We start from the raw sequence: 20,754 nt of genomic DNA on the forward strand, positions 1-20,754 counted from the left end.
TGTGGGCTCCGTCCCTGCCGGTGATATCGCCGTGCGTGCAACTCGTCGCTCTATTTTCCGGGCGAGCAACCGACCCTGGGCACAAGTAAAATAATGATTTATTGCTTGCACCGGAACAGTCTGAACAATCTCGATTGCGGTATTCGTCTACCGCGCCCGTTTCAGGCTGCTCGCAAATTATATTCAGAATGAATGAGTTAGGCAAAAAATCCCATAAACCGGTCGCAAGTGAGCAGGTGTCGATGATCGAAATCGACGAAAACGCCGCCGGTCAGCGCATCGATAACTTCCTTTTACGCGTCTGCAAAGGCGTCCCGAAAAGCCATATTTATCGCATTCTTCGCAGCGGCGAGGTGCGGGTGAACAAAGGCCGCATCGACGCCGCGTACCGCCTGGAACTGGGCGATCTCGTGCGCGTGCCGCCGATCCGCGTCGCCCAAGCCGACGAAGCGCCGGTGTCGTCCAATGCGCCCGCCGCCGAATTTCCGATTCTTTTCGAAGACGACCATATGATCGTCATCGACAAACCGTCGGGCGTGGCGGTGCACGGCGGCAGCGGCGTCGCGTTCGGCGTCATCGAACAATTGCGCAATGCGCGGCCGCACGCGAAGTTTCTGGAACTCGTGCATCGGCTGGACCGGGAAACGTCCGGCGTGCTGATGCTCGCGAAAAAGCGCGCGGCGCTCGTCAATCTGCACGAGCAGATTCGCGAAAATCGCATGGACAAGCGTTATTACGCCCTCGGGCACGGTGACTGGCCGAGCGACTGGGGACGGCGGCGCATCGTGAAGGCGCCGCTGCACAAGTACGTCGCGGCCGACGGCGAGCGGCGCGTGCGCGTCCAGGAAAACGGATTGCCGTCGCACACGGTCTTCAACCTGATCGAGCGATGGGACGATTACGCGTGGGTCGAGGCCGAACTCAAGACCGGGCGCACGCATCAGATTCGCGTGCACATGGCGAGCATCGGGCTGCCGATCGCGGGCGACGCCAAATACGGCGACTTCCCGCTGAACAAGGAACTCGCGCGGCCGAGCGCGAATCCGTCGCTCAAGCGCATGTTTCTGCACGCGTATCGCCTGAAAATCACGCATCCGGCGACGGGTGCGCCGCTGCAATTCGAGGCGCCGCTTCCGGCGGAGTGCCGGCGCTTTATCGAACAACTCAAAAATCGAGAGACATAAATGGCGCGGCAGCAATTCGATTTGATCGTATTCGACTGGGACGGCACGCTGATGGATTCGACCGTCCACATCACGCGCAGCATTCAGGCGGCCTGCCGCGACCTGGGGCTGCCGGTTCCGGCCGATGAGTCCGCGAGCTATGTCATCGGCCTCGGGCTCAAGGACGCGCTGCAAATCTGCGCGCCGACGCTCGATCCGAAGGACTATCCGCGTCTCGCGGAGCGTTACCGCTTTCACTTCCTCACGACGGGCCAGCAAACCGAGCTGTTCAAGGGCGTGCGTGAACTGCTGCAGGAATTGCGCGACGAGGGCTATTTTCTCGCCGTCGCAACGGGCAAGAGCCGCGTCGGTCTGAACCGGGCGCTGGATCAGTCGCGGCTGACGAGCCTGTTCGACGGCACGCGCTGTGCCGACGAAACCTTCTCGAAGCCCCATCCCGCGATGCTCCACGAACTCACGCGCGAACTCGGGCAGGACTTGTCGCGCACGGTGATGATCGGCGACACGACTCACGACCTGCAGATGGCGATCAACGCGGGGGCGGCGGGCGTGGGCGTCGCGTATGGCGCGCACCCGGCGAATTCGCTCACGGCGTTGCAGCCGCGTTTTTGCGCGGATAGCGTCGCGTCGCTGGCGGGCTGGCTGCGGGAGCACGCATGAACGAATCGCTGCAGCCTGGACTTGAAGCGGTGCGCGTCTGCGCATCGGACGAACTGGCCGATGGCGGCGCGGGCGTGCGCGTAGCGGCCAGGGAAGCGAGCGGCGAGGCCGTGGTCTTCTTCGTGCGCTACGACGGCAAGCCGTACGGCTATCTCAATCGTTGCGCGCACGTGCCGATGGAACTGGACTGGAACGAGGGCCAGTTCTTCGAAAGCTCGGGCCTATACTTGATGTGCGCGACGCACGGCGCCATCTACGAGCCCGACAGCGGCAAATGCGTCGGCGGACCGTGTCGCGGCGCGCGCCTTCGGCCCGTGAGCGTGGAAGAGCGCGAAACGCCGGAAGGCCGCGCGGTCTTCTGGCTGCCCGATGACACGCTTCGCCCCGCCTGATTTCCTTCTTTCTTTTTGACGCGGCTGCACGCCCGGAAGACCACGCATGTCCGATAACCTTTCTCCCAACCCGCGCGGCAACGACCGCTGGGAGCGCGACGCGCTCGAGCGAATTGCGCTCGCCGCCATCCGAGAGCAGCGCGCGGCGCGGCGCTGGCGCATCTTTTTTCGCTTCGTGTTTCTGGCGGTGATCCTCTTCATCGCGTGGGGCGTGTTCGACTTCACCGGCGATCACGTATCGAAAACCGCGAAGCACACGGCGCTGATCGACCTGCAAGGGGAAATCTCCGCCAACAGCGACGCCAGCGCCGACAACATCGGCGCGGCGCTCGAAAGCGCGTTCGAGGACGAAGGCACGGCCGGCGTGATCCTGCGCATCAATAGCCCGGGCGGCAGTCCGGTGCAGGCGGGCATCGTCAATCGCGAGATCGGGCGGCTGCGCGCGAAATATCCGAAGACGCCGCTTTACGTCGTCGTCGACGACATGTGCGCGTCGGGCGGTTATTTCATCGCGGCGGCGGCGGATCGTATTTATGTGGATCGCGCGAGCATCGTCGGGTCGATTGGCGTGCTGATGGACGGCTTCGGCTTCACCGGCCTGATGGACAAGCTGGGCGTCGAGCGCCGCATGCATACGTCGGGCGCGAACAAGGGCGCGTTCGATCCTTTTTCGCCCGAGACGCCGCAGATGACCGCGCATGCGCAGGACATGCTGAACGCAATCCACAAACAGTTCATCGACGCAGTGAAGCAGGGCCGCGGCAAGCGTTTGAAGGACGATCCGGAGCTCTTCTCCGGCATGTTCTGGACGGGCGAGAAGAGCGTGGAGCTCGGTCTTGCCGATGGTTTCGGCGACGCGAATTACGTCGCGCGGGAAGTCATCAAGCAGCCGGATATCGTCGATTACACGCAGAAGGAAAGCATCGGCGAGCGCGTGGTGCGGCGCTTCGGGGCTTCCGTCGGCGATGCCGCCGTGCGCGCGCTGACGCTCGGCGGCAAACCGCAACTGCGCTGAGAGTTACGAAGCCAGCAGCAGGAAGATCGCCGGGCGCTTGTGCAAATCGGGCGCGGCGGCTTTCTTCCAGTCCGCCGCCGTGCGCGTGACGATGGTTTCGCCCGGCAGCGTCAGATCGACCGCGACGGATATCAGCGTCGACGGCGCGCAGGTCGCAATCAGCGTGTCGAGCATCGCGCGATTGCGGTAAGGCGTCTCGATGAAAATCTGCGTCTGGTTCGCCTTGCGCGACAGTTGCTCCAGCTCGCGCAGGCGCTTGCCGCGCTCGCTTGCATCGACTGGCAAGTAGCCGTTGAACGCGAAGCTCTGGCCGTTCATGCCCGATGCCATCAGCGCGAGCAGAATCGAACTCGGGCCGACGAACGGCACGACCTTCACGCCACGCTGATGCGCGCGCCGCACGAGCAGCGCGCCGGGATCGGCGACAGCGGGGCAGCCTGCTTCCGAGACGAGGCCGGCGTCCGCGCCCGCGAGAATCGGCGCGAGCAGCTTGTCAATTTCGGCGGGCGGCGTGTTCACATTCAGCTCGCGGATTTCGATTTCCTGAATCGGCCGCTCGGTGCCGACTTTTTTCAGAAACGCGCGCGTTGTCTTCGCGTTCTCGCCGATGTAATAGCCAAGCGCTGCGGCGCGCGCACGCACCGGCTCCGGCAAGACTTGCGCGAGCGCGTCGGCGTCGCCTTCGCCGAGGGTATTGGGGATCAGATAGAGGACGCCGGTCATGCCGCCTCCAGCGGTGAGAAACCGGCGGCGCGCAGCATCTTCGTCAGCGCGATGAGCGGCAAGCCGATGAGCGCGGTCGGGTCGTCGGACTCGATGGCATCGAGCAGCGCGATGCCCAGTCCCTCCGATTTCGCGCTTCCCGCGCAGTCGTATGGCGTTTCCGCCCGCAGATAGGCTTCGATCTCGTCGTCGGTGTAGTCGCGAAAGCGCACGCGCGTCACGATGTCGGCGGATTGCACGCCGCCCGTGCGCGCGTCGAAAACGCAAAGCGCGCTGTGGAAATCGACGGTGCGTGCGCGCATCCCCTGAAGCTGTGCGACGGCGTTCTCATGCGTGCCGGGCTTGCCGATCTGGCGGCCGTCGAACGTCGCCACCTGATCGGAACCGATCACGATGGCGTCGCGCGTATCGCCGATGCGATCCGCCGCCGCACGCGCCTTCGCGATGGACAGCCGCACGGCCGTCGCCTCGGGCGTTTCGCCGGGAAGCGGCGTTTCGTCGATATCGGGCGATATGACGTCGAAGGGGACTCGAAGGCGTTCGAGCAACTCGCGCCGGTAGGGCGAGCTCGACGCGAGAACCAGGCGCACTGGACGCTTCGGTGAAAGGGGCGGTGAATCGGTAGCCGGCATGAGCGAAATCAGCAAGAAGTCAGCGGAAGTGGGAGAAAAAGCGGCGGGACGCCGGTGCAACAGTGGCGCACCCTTAAGTGTTTGACTCGAAAGAACAAAGCCTATATGATTTTGGGCTTTTCATCGGCTGGCGGTTAGTCATCGCTCGATGAAGCGTACCGGGAAGGCCGGAGCAGGTCCAAGCAGGCGCAAGCCGGCCGGAAGAGCGCAGCGGAAAAGTCATGCGAGCCTCGCGTTGCTTATCCGGGCAAGCCAGGCCTGCCCTCCGGCTTCGGACGGTGCCATACTGAGCGCCACGGCATGTCCGGCGCGCCGGACATGCAGAAGACGTACGAACCCACGCAAGATTAACGAACGGCATAAGCAGGAGCGCACATGACTCAGAATCCTGGCAAACCTGCGAGCCCCGCCGATCTGCGCGCGCTCGACCTTTACGACTGCGCCGAGAACAAACGGCAGGCGGCGGGCGCGCTGCGCGTTTCGCAATTGCCGCGCATGTTAGCCGAAGTCCCGGCGGATGCGCCAGATCGCGACACGGTGTTCACCTGGCAGGGCGAGGGTTCGACCCAGCCGGAATTGCAGGACGACGGCACGGAAGCGCCGCAGCCGTATCTGCGCCTCGCGGTGCACGGTTCGGTGTGGCTCATGTGCCAGCGCTGTCTTTCTCCGTATTCGCAGCATCTCGACGTCGATGCGACGTATCGGATCGTCGCGACGGAAGAAGAAGCGGACGAATATCCGCTCGAGGACGATGAAGTCGAAGTGATCGTGGGCTCGCGCCAGTTCGATCTCGTCGACTTGATCGAAGAGGAGTTGTTGTTGTCGTTGCCGCTCGTGCCAAAGCACAACGTCTGTCCCAAAGTGCACGAGAGCCTGCTCTCGGGCGGCGAAGAGGACGAGGCGGCCGAGGGCGGCGAGAACGACGTCGAGAAACCGAATCCGTTTGCCGTGCTGGAGAAGCTCAAAAAGAGCGATCCGGACGACAAGAAGCATTGATGTGGCGGTGTGGCCAGGCAATGGCCGCACGGCGACCTCCCGCTTCAGGCGGTTGGCCAGACGGCCCGGCAGTTCCTTCGCGAACGCGAAATTGGGCCTGTGTTAGAATTCGCAAAATTTTTCTGGAGTAATCATGGCAGTTCAGCAAAACAAGAAGTCGCCGTCGAAGCGCGGCATGCATCGTTCCCACGACTTCCTCCCGTCGGCTCCGCTGGGTGTCGAGCCGAGCACGGGTGAAGTGCATCTGCGTCACCACGTGAGCCCGAACGGCTACTATCGTGGCAAGAAAGTCGTCAAGACGAAGAACGACTAAGCGTTCGTTCTGCGCATCGCTGCGGGCGCGCTGCCGGTCTTCGGCCGTGCGCGCCTGGCACGCTTTGACACTTTCCCGGTACGACAAGAAGGCGGCATTTCACTGCCGCTTTTTTGTGCCTGAAATTCGTCGCTTTCCATGACCGTAAAGATAACCATTGACTGCATGGGAGGCGACCACGGTCCGGCCGTGACCGTTCCCGCCGCCGTCAATTTCGTGCGCTCGCATCCCGACGCGCATCTGATGCTCGTCGGCATCGAGCAAGCAATCCGCGCCCAGCTGAAAAAAGCGAAGGCGGTCGACGAGCCCCGGCTGACGGTCGTTTCCGCGACGGAAGTGGTCGCCATGGACGATCCCGTCGAAGTCGCGCTGCGCAAAAAGAAAGATTCATCGATGCGCGTCGCGTTGAACCTCGTGAAGGACGGCGAGGCGCAGACCTGCATTTCCGCCGGAAATACCGGCGCGCTCATGGCCGTATCGCGCTACGTGCTCAAGACGCTGTCGGGCATCGAGCGTCCGGCCATCGCGTTTGCCATGCCGAGCCAGAAGGGCTATACCACCGTGCTCGATCTCGGCGCGAACGTCGATTGCGAGCCGGAGCATCTGCTGCAGTTCGCGGAGATGGGGCACGCGCTCGTGTCGGCGATCGAAGGGCGCGAGCGGCCGACCATCGGGCTGCTCAATATCGGCGAAGAAGTCATCAAGGGCAATGAGACGATCAAGCGCGCCGGCGAACTGCTGCGCGCGAGCACGCTCAACTTCTACGGCAACGTGGAAGGCAACGACATCTATAAAGGCACCACGGATGTCGTCGTCTGCGATGGTTTCGTCGGCAATGTCGCGCTGAAGACCTCCGAAGGTCTCGCGAAGATGCTCTCCGACATGATCAAGGAAGAGTTCACGCGCTCGCTGTCCAGCAAGCTGATGGCGCTCGTCGCGATGCCGGTGCTCAAGCGTTTCAGAAAACGCGTCGATCCCGCGCAATACAACGGCGCGGCGCTTCTCGGCTTGCGCGGCCTCGTCATCAAGAGTCACGGTTCGGCGGAAGCCTACGGTTTTGAGTGGGCGATCAAACGCGGGTATGATGCGGTAAAAAATGGCGTGCTTGAACGCCTGGTGCGCGCGATGGAAGAGAATGCTCAGCCCGCGCGCGACGCCGGCGCGAGCACAACGGCTGCCCATGCCGCCAGCCCCGCCGATTCAGCGGGCGCCGCCGCGGCGTCTCAGCCAAACTCCCTGCCAAACCCGCCGGACACGTCCGGCACCGCGCTACCCACGAAGGCATAATGGCTCACTCCAATCTTTACGCTCGCGTGCTGGGCACCGGCAGCTATCTGCCGTCCGAGCGCATTACGAATCAGGCATTGGCGGATCGTCTCGCGACGCAAGGTGTCGAGACCAGCGATGAATGGATCGTCGCGCGCACTGGCATCCACGCGCGCCATTTCGCGGCGCCCGACCAGACGACGAGCGATCTCGCGCTCGTCGCATCGCAGAAAGCGATTCAGGCCGCAGGCATCGATCCTCAGTCGATCGACCTGATCATCGTCGCGACTTCCACGCCCGATTTCGTGTTTCCGAGCACGGCCTGCCTGCTGCAGAACAAGCTCGGCATCAAGAACAATGGCGCGGCGTTCGACGTGCAGGCCGTTTGCTCCGGTTTCGCGTACGGCATGGCGACGGCGGACAGCTTCATCCGCAGCGGGATGCACCGCACGGCGCTGGTCGTCGGCGCTGAAACCTTCTCGCGCATTCTCGACTTCAAGGACCGCACCACCTGCGTGCTGTTCGGCGACGGTGCGGGTGCGGTCGTGCTGCAGGCATCGGAAGAGCCGGGCGTTCTGGCGAACGCGTTGCATGCGGACGGCAGCTACGCGGACATTCTCTGCACGCCGGGCAACGTGAACGGCGGCGTGGTCGCGGGCAGCGCGTTCCTGCACATGGACGGCCAGGCGGTGTTCAAGCTCGCGGTGAACGTGCTGGAGAAGGTGGCCATCGAGGCGCTGCAGAAGGCGCAACTGACGCCGCAGGACATCGACTGGCTGATTCCCCATCAGGCCAATATCCGCATCATGCAAAGCACTTGCCGCAAGCTGCATCTGCCGCAGGAGCGCATGGTGGTGACGGTCGGCGAACACGGCAATACGTCGGCGGCGTCGATTCCGCTCGCGCTCGACGTCGCAGTGCGCGACGGCCGCATCAAGCGCGGACAGAACGTGCTGATCGAAGGCGTGGGCGGCGGCTTCACGTGGGGCGCGTCGATCTTCCGCTATTGATTCGTTCAGCCATCCCCTCTACTCATTCGTAACTGTTCCCCTTTACGGCAGCCGCCGCGCGCCACACGAGCGCGCGGCCCGTGCGCAAGCCGTGTAGCCATAGGGATCATTCCAATTCAAACGAGGACGACATGAAATTCGCGTTCGTTTTTCCGGGCCAGGGCTCGCAATCGATCGGGATGCTCAACGCATTCGCCGATCACGCCGTGGTGCGCGAAACCGTGCAACAGGCATCCGACGCGCTTGGCCAGGATCTGGGCAAGCTGATCGCCGAAGGCCCGGCGGAAGAGCTCAATCTCACGACCAACACGCAGCCGGTCATGCTGACCGCCGCTTACGCGATCTATCGCGTGTGGCAGACGGAAACGGGCCTCACGCCGGCGCTCGTCGCGGGCCATAGCCTCGGCGAATATACGGCGCTGGTGGCGGCGGGCGCGCTCGCTTTCGCCGATGCCGTGCCGCTCGTGCGCTTCCGCGCCCAGGCGATGCAGAACGCGGTGCCGGTCGGCGAGGGCGGCATGGCGGCGATCCTCGGTCTCGACGACGACACGGTGCGCGCGGTGTGCGCCGAAGCCGCGTCGGCGGGCGTGGTCGAAGCGGTCAACTTCAATGCGCCCGCGCAGGTCGTGATCGCCGGCGCGAAGGCCGCAGTTGAAAAGGCGTGCGAAGTGGCGAAGGCGAAGGGCGCAAAGCGTGCATTGCCGCTGCCTGTGTCCGCCCCGTTCCATTCGTCGCTGCTCAAGCCCGCGTCCGACCAGTTGCGCGAGTATCTCGCCAAGGTCGAAATCAGGACGCCGGCCATTCCGCTAATCAATAACGTCGATGTCGCCATTGTCTCCGATCCCGCCGCCATCAAGGACGCGCTCGTGCGTCAGGCTGCCGGTCCGGTGCGCTGGGTCGAATGCGTTCAGGCGATGGCGCGCGAAGGCGTCACGCACGTCATCGAATGCGGGCCGGGCAAGGTGCTCGCCGGGCTGACGAAGCGTATCGACGGCAATCTGATCGGCGGCTCGATCTTCGATCCGGCTTCGCTCGAGGAAACGCGCAAACTGATCGCTGGATAAGAGAGAGAACGACATGAACTTGGACAATCAGGTAGCGATCGTCACCGGCGCATCGCGTGGCATCGGACGCGCGATCGCGCTGGAACTGGCGCGTCAGGGCGCGACGGTGATCGGCACGGCCACGAGCGAAGGCGGCGCGGCGGGCATCAGCGACGCGCTGGCGCAAGCGGGCGGCAAGGGCCGCGGCGCGGTGCTGAACGTGAACGACGCCGCAGCCGCCGATGCCTTCATCGACGCAACCGTGAAGGAATTCGGCGGCCTCAACGTTCTCGTGAACAACGCGGGCATCACGAAGGATCAGCTCGCGATGCGCATGAAAGACGACGAATTCGATGCCGTCATCGACACGAACCTGCGCGCCGTCTTCCGCCTGTCGCGCGCCGTTCTGCGTCCGATGATGAAGGCGCGCGGCGGCCGCATCATCAACATTACGTCGGTGGTCGGGTCGTCGGGCAATCCCGGTCAGGCCAATTACGCGGCGGCGAAAGCCGGCGTCGCGGGCATGACGCGCGCGCTTGCACGCGAGATCGGCAGCCGCGGCATCACGGTGAACTGCATCGCGCCAGGCTTCATCGATACGGACATGACCAAGGTCCTGCCGGAAGAGCAGCGCACCGCGCTGACCGCGCAGATTCCGCTCGGCCGGCTCGGCAGCCCGGACGACATCGCGCATGCGGTGGCCTTCCTGGCGTCGCCTTTCGCCGGTTACATCACGGGCACGACGCTGCACGTGAACGGCGGCATGTACATGTAATAGGCATTTCGCCGAAATTCGCTTAATATCCGCGCGGCAGACGGGCGCGCGAAATGCTCTGACGGCCATGCGCGCACGGTCGACAGCGTGACCGCAACAAACGATGCAACCCGCCGCGAGCGCCTTGATGAAGCGCAGCAGGCGGCGGAGCACGGAACAGAAGCGCCGTATTTTGCGGGACCAAACCTGATAAAATGCGCGCACTCGTATTTTTGAACTTTTATTCCCTCGGAGGGTTGCATGGACAACATCGAACAGCGCGTGAAGAAGATCGTCGCGGAACAACTGGGCGTGGCCGAAGCCGAAATCAAGAACGAAGCATCGTTCGTGAACGATCTGGGCGCTGACTCGCTCGATACCGTTGAACTGGTGATGGCGCTGGAAGACGAGTTCGGCATGGAAATTCCCGATGAAGAGGCCGAAAAGATCACCACGGTTCAGCAAGCGATCGACTACGCTCGCGCGAACGTCAAGGCCTAAGGCCGGACGCGCCGGCGACTCGTCGCTTTTCAAGCTTGAAGCACCGTCGCTGCGAAAACCGATTTAACAGCCACAGGGCACACAGGGCGGTTTCCTGTGGCCGCTGTGGCTTTTGCTTTTTGTCATTCTATGGATAAGGGGTTACCGTGAGCCGTCGTCGAGTTGTTGTTACAGGCCTTGGGCTCGTTTCGCCTGTCGGCAATACCGTTGCCGACGGCTGGGCCAATCTGGTGGCGGGCAAGTCCGGCATTGCCAATATCACGAAGTTCGATGCCACGAACTTCTCGACCCGTTTCGCGGGCGAGGTGAAGGGCTTCAACATCGAGGACTACATGCCCGCGAAAGAAGCGCGCCACATGGATACCTTTATCCATTACGGCTTCGCGGCGGGTGTCCAGGCCATGCAGGACAGCGGTCTCGAGATCACCGAAGAGAACGCGGAGCGCGTGGGCGTCGTGGTCGGCTCGGGCATCGGCGGGCTGCCGATGATCGAAGTCACCCAGACCGAGCTGCTCAATCGCGGCCCGCGCCGCATTTCGCCGTTCTTCGTGCCCGCGTCGATCATCAACATGATCTCCGGCCATCTGTCGATTCGCTTCGGCCTCAAGGGCCCGAACCTGTCGATGGTTACGGCGTGCACGACGGGCCTGCACTGCATCGGCGAAGCGTCGCGTCTGATCGAATACGGCGACGCGGACGTCATGATCGCGGGCGGTGCGGAAGCGACGGTGTCGCCGCTCGGCATCGGCGGCTTCGCGGCGGCGCGCGCGCTCTCGCAGCGCAACGACGATCCCGCCACCGCCAGCCGCCCTTGGGACACGGACCGCGACGGCTTCGTGCTCGGCGAAGGCGCGGGCGTGATGGTGCTCGAAGAGTACGAACACGCGAAAGCGCGCGGCGCGAAGATCTACGCGGAAGTGCTGGGCTACGGCATGAGCGGCGATGCTTACCACATGACGGCACCGCCCGAGGACGGCGACGGCGGCCGCCGCGCGATGGTCAACGCGCTCAAGAACGCGAAGGTCAACGCGGACGAGGTCAACTACGTGAACGCGCACGGCACGTCGACGCCGCTCGGCGACATCGCGGAGACCATCGGCATCAAGCGTGCCCTCGGCGACCATGCGAAGAACGCCGTCGTGAACTCGACCAAGTCGATGACCGGCCACCTTCTGGGCGGCGCGGGCGGCCTGGAATCCGTCTTCACGGTGCTTGCCATCCACAACCAGATCTCGCCGCCGACTATCAACATCTTCAACCAGGACCCGCAATGCGACCTGGATTACTGCGCGAACACCGCCCGGGAAATGAAGATCGATGTCGCGGTGAAGAACTCGTTCGGCTTCGGCGGCACGAACGGCTCGCTCGTGTTCAAGCGTCACTGAGCGCAACGCGCTCGGCGGATCGGGGACCGTGATGACGGGCGCGCAACAGCATCGGCCGCATCGGGAAGCAGGCAATCTGCCGCGCATCCCGATGCGGCCGTCTCGTTTCGTACTGGCCGCGCTCGTGGTGTTCATTGCGATAGCGGGCGCGGCTGTTTTCGAGTGCATCGCGGGGCATTTCGGCGCTTTCGATGGCACCGTCGCGGCGCTCGTCGTGGCCGCGCTGCTTGGGGTCGCAGCGTCGCGCTGGCGGCGTCGCCAGCCGGCGGCGATCGCGCTGCACGCGGACGGCCTGACCGTCTGGGACCGCGCGGGCGGTGCGCAGTATTTTTCCATCATCGGCTGCGCGCAATGGGGCGGGCGGCTGCTGGCGCTGACCTTGTCGTCGGGGAAAAACAGGCCGCGCACGCTGCTCGTCGCCGCCGATGCCGTCGATTCCGACACCTTCCGCCAGCTTGCAGTGCGCGCCCGCCGCGCCGCGAGCGCATACCTGTAACGACTGTAACGGCGCATGAGCATCGGGGATAACGCGAAGACGGTAACGCTACAATAGCCGTCCGCGAACAGCCCCCAAGTCAAACGGATTTCCAGGTGAGCGAAAAAGAAATCGACCAAGTGCTGGTCGAGCGCGTGCAGAAGGGCGACAAAGCCGCGTTCGAACTGCTGGTCGCCAAATACCACCGCAAGATCATTCGACTGATCTCTCGCCTCGTGCGCGACCCCGCCGAGGTCGAGGACGTCGCCCAGGACGCCTTCATCAAAGCTTACCGTGCGCTGCCGCAATTTCGGGGCGAATCCGCGTTCTACACCTGGCTGTACCGGATTGCCGTCAATACGGCAAAGAACTACCTTGCCACGCAGGGCCGCCGCGCTCCCACTTCTACCGAAGCAGATGCCGAAGAGGCGGAAACTTTCTCCGACGCCGACCAACTAAGGGATATCAACACGCCCGAGTCGATGTTGATGAGCAAGCAGATTGCCGAAACGGTCAATGCTGCGATGGCGCTGCTGCCGGAAGAATTGCGCACCGCCATCACGCTCCGGGAAATCGAAGGGTTGAGCTACGAAGAAATCGCCGAGATGATGAATTGCCCGATCGGCACCGTCAGATCAAGAATTTTCCGTGCTCGGGAAGCCATTGCGGCAAAATTGCGTCCGTTGTTGGACACTCCCGAAGGCAAGCGCTGGTAGGCGGCGAAAAACCACGGGACAGGGACGCGATATCTGGGTTAGTTGGTGTCACTACGGGGTGGTATCACAGGATTGGGGAGCATCATGGGGTCGGTCTCGATGCAAGCGCACGGAAATTCGCAGTCACATTCTCAGGCGGGCACGCGCGGCGAGCGCTTGTCGGCGTTCGTCGACGGTGAGTCGCTCGACGAAATTAAGAACATCAGCCAGTTCCTTGCGGGACTGACGAGTCAGGACCGCGCGTCGTGGGCCGACTATCACCTGATCGGCGATGCCCTGCGCTCCGACGATCTCGTCGAAAGCCCGGGGCGCAGCAGCGCGTTCATGTCGGCGTTCTCCGTGCGCTTCGAAGCCGAAGCGCACGTGCTCGCTCCGGCGGCGCAGAAGGCGCGCGGCGGCATGCTGCGCCGGCGCGTCGTGCCGGCTTTCGCGGTGGCCGCCGCTGCCGCGACGCTGACGTGGATCGTCGTGCCGCAGTTGCAGGGCGTCGGCACCCAGCCGGTCGCGCAAGTGGCGAGCGTCGCGCAGACGGAGCCGGTGCAGCGCGTCGCGCTGGCGTCGGTGCCGGCGGTGAGCACGGCCGCGCCTGTTGTGGAGGCGAACATCATCCGCGACGCGAGTCTCGATCAATATCTCGAAGCGCATCAGCAGTTCTCGCAGCAACCTGCGATGCCCGGCTCCATGCCTCTGATTCGTGCGGCCGCGACTTCGCAGGGCCAATAACCGAGGGTAAGTGTGCGGTTGAATAAAACTAGAACCTGGGGGCGGCTGCCGGCATTCATGTTGTGCGCAGCCGCATTGCTGTCGGCGGCATCGAGTTCGTTTGCCGACACCACCGACGCCGCACAGCGCAAGACCGCGGCCAGCCTGCTCAATCGCATCCACGACGCGGCCCAGCAGCAGAACTACGAGGGCACGTTCGTCTATCAGCGCGGCACGACGGTGCAGTCGTCGCGCATTACGCACGTCGCGACGCGCGGCGACGGCGAATACGAATCGCTCGAAAGCCTCGACGGCGCGCCGCGCCGCATGCTGCGCCACGACGACGACATGGTCACGTTCGTCCCGGAGCGGCATCTGCTCGTGATGGAGCATCGGCAGAGCCGGGACTCGTTCCCGTCGCTACTCGCGACGAGCGGGGATCAGGTGCTGAATTACTACGAGCCGAAGCTGCTCGGTAACGACCGCGTGGCGGGCGTCGACAGCCAGGTCATCGAACTCGATCCGAAGGATGCGTACCGCTTCGCCTACAAGCTCTGGGCGGACGCCAAGACCGGCCTTTTGCTGCGCGCACAGACGCTCGACCCGGACGGCGAGGTGCTGGAGCAGCTTTCGTTCTCGCAAGTGCGCATCGGCGGGGCGATCGACAAGACGTCGATTGCGAACGGCATGCGCAGCACGGCGGGCTGGACCATCGTGCGGCCGCCCGTGCAGCCGGTCGACATGGAAGCGCAGGGCTGGCAACTGAAGCCGAACATTCCCGGCTTCAAGAAGATTCGCGAGTTGCGCCGGCCGATGGCGTCGAGCCAGCAGGGCCAGGCGCCGATTCCCGTCGATCAGGCCGTATTCTCGGATGGCCTCGCCGCCATTTCCGTGTTTGTCGAGCCGGTCGAGAAAAGTTCGCGCAAGGAAGGCGCGGGCAATAGCGGCGCGACGCATGTGCTCGTGAAGCGCCGTGGGGATTTCTGGATTACCTTGCTCGGTGAAGTGCCGCAAAGCACGTTGCAGCAATTTGCCTCTACCATAGAATACAAGCCTTCCCGGTAATCGAATCCCTCGCCTCCAGCCTATGAGCTACTACTCGCTGCGCAAGTTCATCGCGGCCGCGGCGCTCGCCGTGTGCCTGCCGCTCCTCTCGCATACGGCAGCGGCGGCGGCGCCAGCGGTGAACCTGCCGGATTTCACCGTGCTCGTCGATCGAGTCGGGCCTTCGGTCGTCAATATCCGCACGACCTCGCGCGTCGGCACCGCCAACGACCTGCGCGGTCTGCCGCCCGGTCTCGATGACGGCGACATGTCCGAGTTCTTCCGCCGCTTCTTCGGCATTCCGATGCCCGGTCAGCCGGGCTCGCCGCGCGGCGGTGGAGGTGGTGGTGGCGGCGGCGATCAGGGCAAGGGCGGCAGCCGCAGCGCTCCCGATGACAACCAGGACAACTCGGAACAGAGCAGCGGCGTCGGTTCGGGATTCATCCTGTCGACGGACGGCTACGTGATGACGAACGCGCACGTCGTCGACGACGCCGACACCATCTACGTCACGCTGACCGACAAGCGCGAGTTCAAGGCGCGTCTCGTCGGCGTCGACGAACGCACGGACGTCGCGGTGGTCAAGATCAGCGCGTCGAGCCTGCCGGCGATCACCATCGGCGATTCGAACAAGGTGCGCGTCGGCGAATGGGTGCTTGCGATCGGCTCGCCGTTCGGCCTCGACAACACGGTGACGGCGGGCATCGTCAGCGCGAAGGGGCGCGACACGGGCGATTACCTGCCGTTCATCCAGACCGATGTCGCGGTGAACCCTGGCAACTCAGGCGGTCCGCTCATCAACATGGCGGGCGAAGTCATCGGCATCAACTCGCAGATTTACAGCCGCACCGGCGGCTTCATGGGCATCTCGTTTGCGATTCCGATCGACGAAGCCATGCGCGTCGCCGATCAACTGAAGACGTCGGGCAAGGTCGTGCGCGGCCGTATCGCGGTGGCGATCGGCGAAGTGACGAAGGACGTCGCCGATTCGCTCGGCTTGCCGAAGGCGCAGGGCGCTCTCGTCAGCAGCGTCGAGTCGGGCGGTCCGGCGGACAAGGCGGGGATTCAGCCGGGCGACATCATCCTGAAGTTCAACGGGACGAACGTCGAGACGGCGACTGATCTGCCGCGCATGGTCGGCGAAAGCAAGCCGGGCTCGAAGGCAACCGTCACGATCTGGCGCAAGGGTCAGTCGCGCGATCTCCCGATCACCATTGCCGAGATGCAGCCGGACAAGGTCGCGAAGGCCGAACAGCGCCGCGCCCCGCAGCCCAAGGAACGTGCGAGCAACTCGCTCGGGCTTGCCGTGAGCGATCTCTCCGCCGAACAGAAAAAGGCGCTGAAGCTCACGAGCGGCGTGCTGGTCGATGCGGTCGAAGGACCGGCCGCGCGCGCGGGCTTCCAGAAGGGCGACATCATTATGCGGATCGGCGATACGGACATCACGAGCGCCAAGCAGTTCGAAGCCATCGCGCAGAATCTCGATGCGAGCAAAATGGTCGCGGTTCTCGTGCGTCGCGGCGACAACACGCAGTTCGTGCCGTTGCGCCCGCGCGTGCCGTCGCAGAAGTGAGGTCCAGCGTTGAGTGACGCGAGCGGCGCGCGTTTCGTCCTGTACGGGCGCGCCTGGTGTCATCTGTGCGAGGACATGCGCGCGGCGCTGGAGCCGATCGCCGCGCGCTTCGGCGTGGCGATCGAATGGATCGACATCGACGAAGATGCGGATCTCGAAGCGCGCTACAACGAGCGCGTGCCGGTGCTGATGCTCGACGGCGTCGAGTTGTGCCATTACCGGCTGGACCAAAATGCCGTCCACGCGGCCTTAGAGAAACGCGGCCGTTGATCCGCCGGACGCCGAAAACGCCTGTACACCCCCTTTTCGGCTAAAATGCAGAAGTTTTCCCCAAATTTTCAAGGCGTGCTCCGCGTATGTGAGGGCGCGCCTTTTTCGCTTGATCGGCACTGAATGAATCATATTCGTAACTTCTCGATCATTGCGCACATCGATCACGGCAAGTCGACGCTCGCGGACCGCATCATCCAGTTGTGCGGCGGGCTCTCCGATCGTGAGATGGAAGCGCAGGTGCTCGATTCGATGGACCTGGAACGCGAGCGCGGCATCACGATCAAGGCGCAGACGGCGGCATTGACGTACAAGGCGCGCGACGGCCAGGTCTACAACCTCAATCTGATCGACACGCCCGGGCACGTCGACTTCTCCTACGAAGTCAGCCGCTCGCTGTCGGCGTGCGAAGGCGCGCTGCTCGTCGTCGACGCCAGTCAGGGCGTCGAGGCGCAAACCGTCGCCAATTGCTACACGGCGATCGAACTCGGCGTCGAAGTCGTGCCGGTGCTGAACAAAATCGACCTGCCGGCTGCAAACCCGGACAACGCGATCTCTGAAATCGAAGACGTGATCGGCATCGACGCGACCGACGCCGTGCATTGCAGCGCGAAAACGGGGCTTGGGGTCGCGGACGTGCTGGAATCGCTGATCGCGAAAGTGCCGCCGCCCAAAGGCGACACGGAGGCGCCGCTGCAGGCGCTGATCATCGACTCGTGGTTCGACAATTACGTCGGCGTCGTGATGCTCGTGCGTATCGTCAACGGCACGCTGAAGCCCAAAGACAAGATCAAGATGATGGCGACCGGCGCGCAGTATCCGGTCGAGCATCTCGGCGTGTTCGCACCGAAGTCCACGAACCTCTCGCAGTTGTCGGCGGGGCAGGTGGGCTTCGTGATCGCGGGCATCAAGGAACTGACGGCCGCGAAGGTCGGCGATACCGTCACGGTCGCGAATCGTCCGGCGCAAGAGGCGTTGCCGGGCTTCAAGGAAGTCAAGCCGCAGGTGTTCGCGGGCCTTTATCCGGTCGAAGCGAACCAGTACGACGCGCTGCGTGAATCGCTCGAAAAGCTGAAACTGAACGACGCCTCGCTGCAATACGAGCCGGAAGTCTCGCAGGCGCTCGGCTTCGGCTTCCGCTGCGGCTTCCTCGGTCTGCTGCACATGGAAATCGTGCAGGAGCGGCTCGAGCGCGAATTCGACATGGACCTCATCACCACGGCGCCAACGGTGATCTACGAGGTCCTGCAGCGCGACGGCACCACGATCACCGTCGAGAATCCGGCGAAGATGCCGGAGCCGCCGAAGATCGAGGAAGTGCGCGAACCGATCGTCACGGTGAACCTGTACATGCCGCAGGAGTACGTCGGCTCGGTCATCACGCTGTGTACGAACAAGCGCGGCCAGCAGATCAACATGCAGTACCACGGCCGCCAGGTGCAACTCACCTATGAAATTCCGATGGCGGAAATCGTGCTCGATTTCTTCGATCGACTGAAGTCGACGTCGCGCGGCTACGCGTCGATGGATTACGAGTTCAAGGAATATCGCGCGGCGGATGTCGTTAAAGTCGACATGCTCATCAACGGCGACAAGGTCGATGCGCTTTCGGTCATCGTGCACCGTTCGCAAAGCCAGCATCGGGGCCGCGAAGTGGCGTCCAAGATGCGCGAGCTGATTCCGCGCCAGATGTACGACGTGGCGATTCAGGCGACCATCGGTTCGAACATCATCGCTCGTGAAAACATCAAGGCGTTGCGCAAGAACGTGCTCGCGAAGTGTTATGGCGGCGACATCAGCCGCAAGAAAAAGCTGCTCGAAAAGCAGAAGGCGGGCAAGAAGCGCATGAAGCAGGTCGGATCGGTCGAGATTCCGCAGGAAGCCTTCCTCGCGATCCTCCGCGTGGACGAATGATGTCCGCGCGCCGCGAGGCGCAGAACAACAACAACCGACGATAACAACCGGAAGCGTTTGATGAATTTCGCACTGATTCTCTTGATCCTCGTCCTGGTGACGGGTATTGCATGGGTGCTCGACAAGCTGGTCTTTCTGCCGGGACGCCGCCGCGCGGCGGAAGTCGCGGTGGCCGAGTTCGACCGCCAGCAGGAACGCGTCGGCGAGCGCTTCGCCGATGAAAATGCGGCCGAAACGCGCGCCCGCCTGCGCGACGAGCGGCTGCGCCAGCCGTGGTGGCTCGAATACACGGCCAGCTTCTTTCCGGTGATTCTCGCGGTGTTCGTGGTGCGTTCGTTCATCGTCGAGCCGTTCAAGATTCCGTCGGGCTCGATGGTGCCGACGCTGCTGGTCGGCGACTTCATCCTCGTGAACAAGTACGAATACGGCCTGCGCCTGCCGATCACCAACACCAAGCTGACCGAGGGCAAGCCGCTCACGCGCGGCGACGTGGTGGTGTTCCGCTATCCGAAGGACGAATCGGTCGACTACATCAAGCGCGTGATCGGCCTGCCGGGCGATACCGTCGCGTACGAGAACAAGCAGCTCACGATCAACGGCAAGCCCGTGCCGGAAGCGCCGCTGCCGGACTATTTCGACGACGAGCGCATCGGCTATGCGAAGCAGTTCATCGAAGATCTGGACGGCCGCAAGAACGCCATCCTCAACAATCCGCAAGTGCCGCCGTTCGTCGTCGGCGCGGACGATTTCCCGTACCGCGACAACTGCGTCTACAACGCGCAAGGCGTGACGTGCAAGGTGCCGCCGGGCCATTACTTCATGATGGGCGACAACCGCGACAACAGCGCCGACAGCCGCTACTGGGGCTTCGTGCCGGACAAGAACATCGTCGGACGCGCGTTCTTCATCTGGATGAACTTCAGCAACCTGAAGCGCATCGGCTCGTTCCAGTGATGCACTGCGCGCGCTGCCGTCACACCGTCGGCGCGCGCTTCGAAACGGCGTGAAGAAGCGCGGCTAACACCGTCTCGCCACGCGTTTTCCCGGCCCGCCGGGCGGAATCAGCCGCCTTGGCGGGCGCGTTATACTCTGTCCATGCCCTCTTCTCCGTTGGAAAGCCGGCTGCGGTACGAATTTCGCAATGCGGAATTGCTGCGCCAGGCGATGACCCACCGCAGTCACAGCGCCACGCACAACGAACGGCTCGAATTTCTCGGCGATTCCGTTCTCAATTGCGTGGTGGCTGCCCTTTTGTTCCAGCGTTTCGGCAAGCTCGACGAAGGCGATCTGTCGCGCGTCCGGGCGAATCTGGTCAAGCAGCAATCGCTTTATGAAATCGCGCAGGCGCTGAACGTCTCGGAAGAGTTGCGTCTCGGCGAAGGCGAATTACGCAGCGGCGGTTTCCGCCGCCCGTCGATTCTCGCGGATACCCTCGAAGCGATCTTCGGCGCCATCTTCCTCGATGGCGGTTTCGACGCCGCTCATACCGTCATCAAGCGGCTGTACACGCCGGTGCTCGATCACATCGATCCGCGCACCATCGGCAAGGACGCGAAAACGCTGCTGCAGGAATATCTGCAAGGACACAAGATCGCGCTGCCGACTTACACGGTCGTGGCGACGCATGGCGCTGCCCACAACCAGCAGTTCGAAGTCGAGTGCTCGGTGCCGAAGCTCGACGTGAAAGTGTCGGGCTCGGGCGCGAGCCGTCGTGCGGCGGAACAGGCCGCGGCGAAAAAGGCGCTCGACGAGGTGGCCGCCGCCGCGCCGTCGCTCGGCGTGAAGCCGAAGCGCAAGGGTGCGCGGGCGGCGAAGCTCGCCCAGAGCGACATGATGCCGGACGGAATCGGCGTGCAGGCCGCGCTCGATTTGCGCTCGCCGGACCGGCGCGAGCGGGATCGTCAGCGCAGCCACGCGGCGGACGAATCGCACGACACCGCGCCGCTCGCCGTGATCCGCGCGACGCACGTCGAACCGTCCGCGGGGGCGTTTGCCGCCGCCGACAAGCCGGAACGGCACGTGATTCATCGTCCGGAGAAGGCGGCGAAGGGCGAAGCGGCAGAGTCATCCACGGAGCGCGGCGAGTCCGAAACGAACAGCGGCGCGAGTCCCGACGCACCGGCCAGCCGAGTCGTGCGCGCCGCCGACGCCGGCCACTGACGCGCGCACGCGCATTGCGTCTTTCG

Annotated in this window: 23 protein-coding genes; 21 read left to right on the top strand and 2 right to left on the bottom strand. The window is 63.7% G+C overall.

Annotated features, from left to right (window positions below; genetic code table 11):
* The first annotated feature begins 188 nt into the window (after nt 1–188).
* From rluC to LDZ21_RS04150, 4 genes are read left to right on the top strand one after another with little or no spacing between them, the layout of a single operon-like run.
* Nucleotides 189–1,184 (top strand): 23S rRNA pseudouridine(955/2504/2580) synthase RluC, encoded by a 996-nt coding sequence (rluC, locus tag LDZ21_RS04135; protein WP_035959608.1) that lies wholly within the window; start codon nt 189–191, stop codon nt 1,182–1,184.
* On the top strand, nt 1,185–1,844 hold the full coding sequence (locus LDZ21_RS04140) for an HAD-IIIA family hydrolase (RefSeq protein WP_244794341.1): 660 nt from the start codon (nt 1,185–1,187) through the stop codon (nt 1,842–1,844).
* Nucleotides 1,841–2,236 carry a Rieske (2Fe-2S) protein gene (locus LDZ21_RS04145; RefSeq protein ID WP_244794342.1) on the top strand — a complete coding sequence of 132 codons (396 nt, stop codon included), beginning with the start codon at nt 1,841–1,843 and terminating at the stop codon, nt 2,234–2,236. The genes LDZ21_RS04140 and LDZ21_RS04145 overlap by 4 nt, the downstream gene beginning before the upstream one ends.
* Before the next feature lie 46 nt (nt 2,237–2,282).
* Nucleotides 2,283–3,251: a S49 family peptidase gene (locus LDZ21_RS04150; RefSeq protein WP_244794343.1), complete on the top strand. Its 969-nt coding sequence runs from the start codon at nt 2,283–2,285 to the stop codon at nt 3,249–3,251.
* A gap of 3 nt (nt 3,252–3,254) precedes the next feature.
* On the opposite strand, the gene LDZ21_RS04155 is transcribed toward LDZ21_RS04150, so the two are convergent.
* Nucleotides 3,255–3,974, bottom strand: coding sequence for an SAM-dependent methyltransferase (locus LDZ21_RS04155; protein WP_244794344.1), 720 nt, complete (start codon nt 3,972–3,974; stop codon nt 3,255–3,257).
* Entirely contained in the window at nt 3,971–4,606 is a 636-nt protein-coding gene (locus LDZ21_RS04160; protein ID WP_244794345.1) for a Maf-like protein, read from the bottom strand. The genes LDZ21_RS04155 and LDZ21_RS04160 overlap by 4 nt, the downstream gene beginning before the upstream one ends.
* 375 nt (nt 4,607–4,981) lie before the next feature.
* Between LDZ21_RS04160 and LDZ21_RS04165 the strand changes: the two genes are divergently transcribed.
* From LDZ21_RS04165 to rnc, 17 genes are all read left to right on the top strand, one after another.
* Nucleotides 4,982–5,602 (top strand): DUF177 domain-containing protein, encoded by a 621-nt coding sequence (locus tag LDZ21_RS04165; protein ID WP_244794346.1) that lies wholly within the window; start codon nt 4,982–4,984, stop codon nt 5,600–5,602.
* A gap of 133 nt (nt 5,603–5,735) precedes the next feature.
* Nucleotides 5,736–5,915, top strand: coding sequence for a 50S ribosomal protein L32 (gene rpmF / locus LDZ21_RS04170; protein WP_035959600.1), 180 nt, complete (start codon nt 5,736–5,738; stop codon nt 5,913–5,915).
* Nucleotides 5,916–6,053: 138 nt separating this feature from the next.
* Complete coding sequence (plsX, locus tag LDZ21_RS04175) at nt 6,054–7,202, top strand: phosphate acyltransferase PlsX (RefSeq protein WP_035959598.1); 1,149 nt, start codon at nt 6,054–6,056, stop codon at nt 7,200–7,202.
* Entirely contained in the window at nt 7,202–8,191 is a 990-nt protein-coding gene (locus tag LDZ21_RS04180) for a beta-ketoacyl-ACP synthase III (RefSeq protein ID WP_244794347.1), read from the top strand. Before plsX ends, LDZ21_RS04180 begins: the two co-directional genes overlap by 1 nt.
* A gap of 131 nt (nt 8,192–8,322) precedes the next feature.
* On the top strand, nt 8,323–9,255 hold the full coding sequence (gene fabD / locus LDZ21_RS04185) for an ACP S-malonyltransferase (protein ID WP_244794348.1): 933 nt from the start codon (nt 8,323–8,325) through the stop codon (nt 9,253–9,255).
* Between the two features lie 13 nt (nt 9,256–9,268).
* Complete coding sequence (gene fabG / locus LDZ21_RS04190; RefSeq protein ID WP_244794349.1) at nt 9,269–10,009, top strand: 3-oxoacyl-ACP reductase FabG; 741 nt, start codon at nt 9,269–9,271, stop codon at nt 10,007–10,009.
* Nucleotides 10,010–10,249: 240 nt separating this feature from the next.
* Nucleotides 10,250–10,489, top strand: coding sequence for an acyl carrier protein (acpP, locus tag LDZ21_RS04195; protein ID WP_004197638.1), 240 nt, complete (start codon nt 10,250–10,252; stop codon nt 10,487–10,489).
* A gap of 146 nt (nt 10,490–10,635) precedes the next feature.
* Nucleotides 10,636–11,874: a beta-ketoacyl-ACP synthase II gene (gene fabF, locus LDZ21_RS04200; RefSeq protein ID WP_244794350.1), complete on the top strand. Its 1,239-nt coding sequence runs from the start codon at nt 10,636–10,638 to the stop codon at nt 11,872–11,874.
* Between the two features lie 31 nt (nt 11,875–11,905).
* Nucleotides 11,906–12,370: a protein YgfX gene (locus tag LDZ21_RS04205; RefSeq protein ID WP_244794351.1), complete on the top strand. Its 465-nt coding sequence runs from the start codon at nt 11,906–11,908 to the stop codon at nt 12,368–12,370.
* A gap of 95 nt (nt 12,371–12,465) precedes the next feature.
* Nucleotides 12,466–13,065: an RNA polymerase sigma factor RpoE gene (gene rpoE, locus LDZ21_RS04210; protein WP_035959593.1), complete on the top strand. Its 600-nt coding sequence runs from the start codon at nt 12,466–12,468 to the stop codon at nt 13,063–13,065.
* A gap of 84 nt (nt 13,066–13,149) precedes the next feature.
* Nucleotides 13,150–13,788 (top strand): sigma-E factor negative regulatory protein, encoded by a 639-nt coding sequence (locus LDZ21_RS04215; protein ID WP_244794352.1) that lies wholly within the window; start codon nt 13,150–13,152, stop codon nt 13,786–13,788.
* 57 nt (nt 13,789–13,845) lie between these two features.
* Entirely contained in the window at nt 13,846–14,832 is a 987-nt protein-coding gene (locus LDZ21_RS04220; protein WP_244794353.1) for a MucB/RseB family sigma factor regulatory protein, read from the top strand.
* 22 nt (nt 14,833–14,854) lie between these two features.
* Nucleotides 14,855–16,384 (top strand): DegQ family serine endoprotease, encoded by a 1,530-nt coding sequence (locus LDZ21_RS04225; protein WP_244794354.1) that lies wholly within the window; start codon nt 14,855–14,857, stop codon nt 16,382–16,384.
* 75 nt (nt 16,385–16,459) lie between these two features.
* The gene (locus tag LDZ21_RS04230) at nt 16,460–16,654 is read left to right on the top strand and encodes a glutaredoxin family protein (RefSeq protein WP_052005570.1); all 195 of its coding nucleotides are present in this window, start codon (nt 16,460–16,462) and stop codon (nt 16,652–16,654) included.
* 123 nt (nt 16,655–16,777) lie between these two features.
* A complete protein-coding gene (gene lepA, locus LDZ21_RS04235; protein ID WP_244794355.1) occupies nt 16,778–18,568 on the top strand; it encodes a translation elongation factor 4 in 1,791 nt (596 codons plus the stop codon).
* Nucleotides 18,569–18,628: 60 nt separating this feature from the next.
* Complete coding sequence (gene lepB / locus LDZ21_RS04240) at nt 18,629–19,522, top strand: signal peptidase I (RefSeq protein WP_244794356.1); 894 nt, start codon at nt 18,629–18,631, stop codon at nt 19,520–19,522.
* 141 nt (nt 19,523–19,663) lie between these two features.
* Complete coding sequence (gene rnc, locus LDZ21_RS04245) at nt 19,664–20,728, top strand: ribonuclease III (protein WP_244794357.1); 1,065 nt, start codon at nt 19,664–19,666, stop codon at nt 20,726–20,728.
* Nucleotides 20,729–20,754 lie beyond the last annotated feature (26 nt).

The sequence above is a fragment of the Caballeronia grimmiae genome, from assembly GCF_022879615.1.
Classification (GTDB): Bacteria; Pseudomonadota; Gammaproteobacteria; order Burkholderiales; family Burkholderiaceae; genus Caballeronia; species Caballeronia grimmiae.

Bases quoted from the DNA above. Each gene is read 5' to 3' on its own strand.
- rluC (WP_035959608.1), top strand. From the start codon at position 189: ATGAATGAGTTAGGCAAAAAATCCCATAAACCGGTCGCAAGTGAGCAG.
- LDZ21_RS04140 (WP_244794341.1), top strand. From the start codon at position 1,185: ATGGCGCGGCAGCAATTCGATTTGATCGTATTCGACTGGGACGGCACG.
- LDZ21_RS04145 (WP_244794342.1), top strand. From the start codon at position 1,841: ATGAACGAATCGCTGCAGCCTGGACTTGAAGCGGTGCGCGTCTGCGCA.
- LDZ21_RS04150 (WP_244794343.1), top strand. From the start codon at position 2,283: ATGTCCGATAACCTTTCTCCCAACCCGCGCGGCAACGACCGCTGGGAG.
- LDZ21_RS04155 (WP_244794344.1), bottom strand. From the start codon at position 3,974: ATGACCGGCGTCCTCTATCTGATCCCCAATACCCTCGGCGAAGGCGAC.
- LDZ21_RS04160 (WP_244794345.1), bottom strand. From the start codon at position 4,606: ATGCCGGCTACCGATTCACCGCCCCTTTCACCGAAGCGTCCAGTGCGC.
- LDZ21_RS04165 (WP_244794346.1), top strand. From the start codon at position 4,982: ATGACTCAGAATCCTGGCAAACCTGCGAGCCCCGCCGATCTGCGCGCG.
- rpmF (WP_035959600.1), top strand. From the start codon at position 5,736: ATGGCAGTTCAGCAAAACAAGAAGTCGCCGTCGAAGCGCGGCATGCAT.
- plsX (WP_035959598.1), top strand. From the start codon at position 6,054: ATGACCGTAAAGATAACCATTGACTGCATGGGAGGCGACCACGGTCCG.
- LDZ21_RS04180 (WP_244794347.1), top strand. From the start codon at position 7,202: ATGGCTCACTCCAATCTTTACGCTCGCGTGCTGGGCACCGGCAGCTAT.
- fabD (WP_244794348.1), top strand. From the start codon at position 8,323: ATGAAATTCGCGTTCGTTTTTCCGGGCCAGGGCTCGCAATCGATCGGG.
- fabG (WP_244794349.1), top strand. From the start codon at position 9,269: ATGAACTTGGACAATCAGGTAGCGATCGTCACCGGCGCATCGCGTGGC.
- acpP (WP_004197638.1), top strand. From the start codon at position 10,250: ATGGACAACATCGAACAGCGCGTGAAGAAGATCGTCGCGGAACAACTG.
- LDZ21_RS04205 (WP_244794351.1), top strand. From the start codon at position 11,906: ATGACGGGCGCGCAACAGCATCGGCCGCATCGGGAAGCAGGCAATCTG.
- LDZ21_RS04215 (WP_244794352.1), top strand. From the start codon at position 13,150: ATGGGGTCGGTCTCGATGCAAGCGCACGGAAATTCGCAGTCACATTCT.
- LDZ21_RS04220 (WP_244794353.1), top strand. From the start codon at position 13,846: ATGTTGTGCGCAGCCGCATTGCTGTCGGCGGCATCGAGTTCGTTTGCC.
- LDZ21_RS04225 (WP_244794354.1), top strand. From the start codon at position 14,855: ATGAGCTACTACTCGCTGCGCAAGTTCATCGCGGCCGCGGCGCTCGCC.
- LDZ21_RS04230 (WP_052005570.1), top strand. From the start codon at position 16,460: ATGCGCGCGGCGCTGGAGCCGATCGCCGCGCGCTTCGGCGTGGCGATC.
- lepA (WP_244794355.1), top strand. From the start codon at position 16,778: ATGAATCATATTCGTAACTTCTCGATCATTGCGCACATCGATCACGGC.
- lepB (WP_244794356.1), top strand. From the start codon at position 18,629: ATGAATTTCGCACTGATTCTCTTGATCCTCGTCCTGGTGACGGGTATT.
- rnc (WP_244794357.1), top strand. From the start codon at position 19,664: ATGCCCTCTTCTCCGTTGGAAAGCCGGCTGCGGTACGAATTTCGCAAT.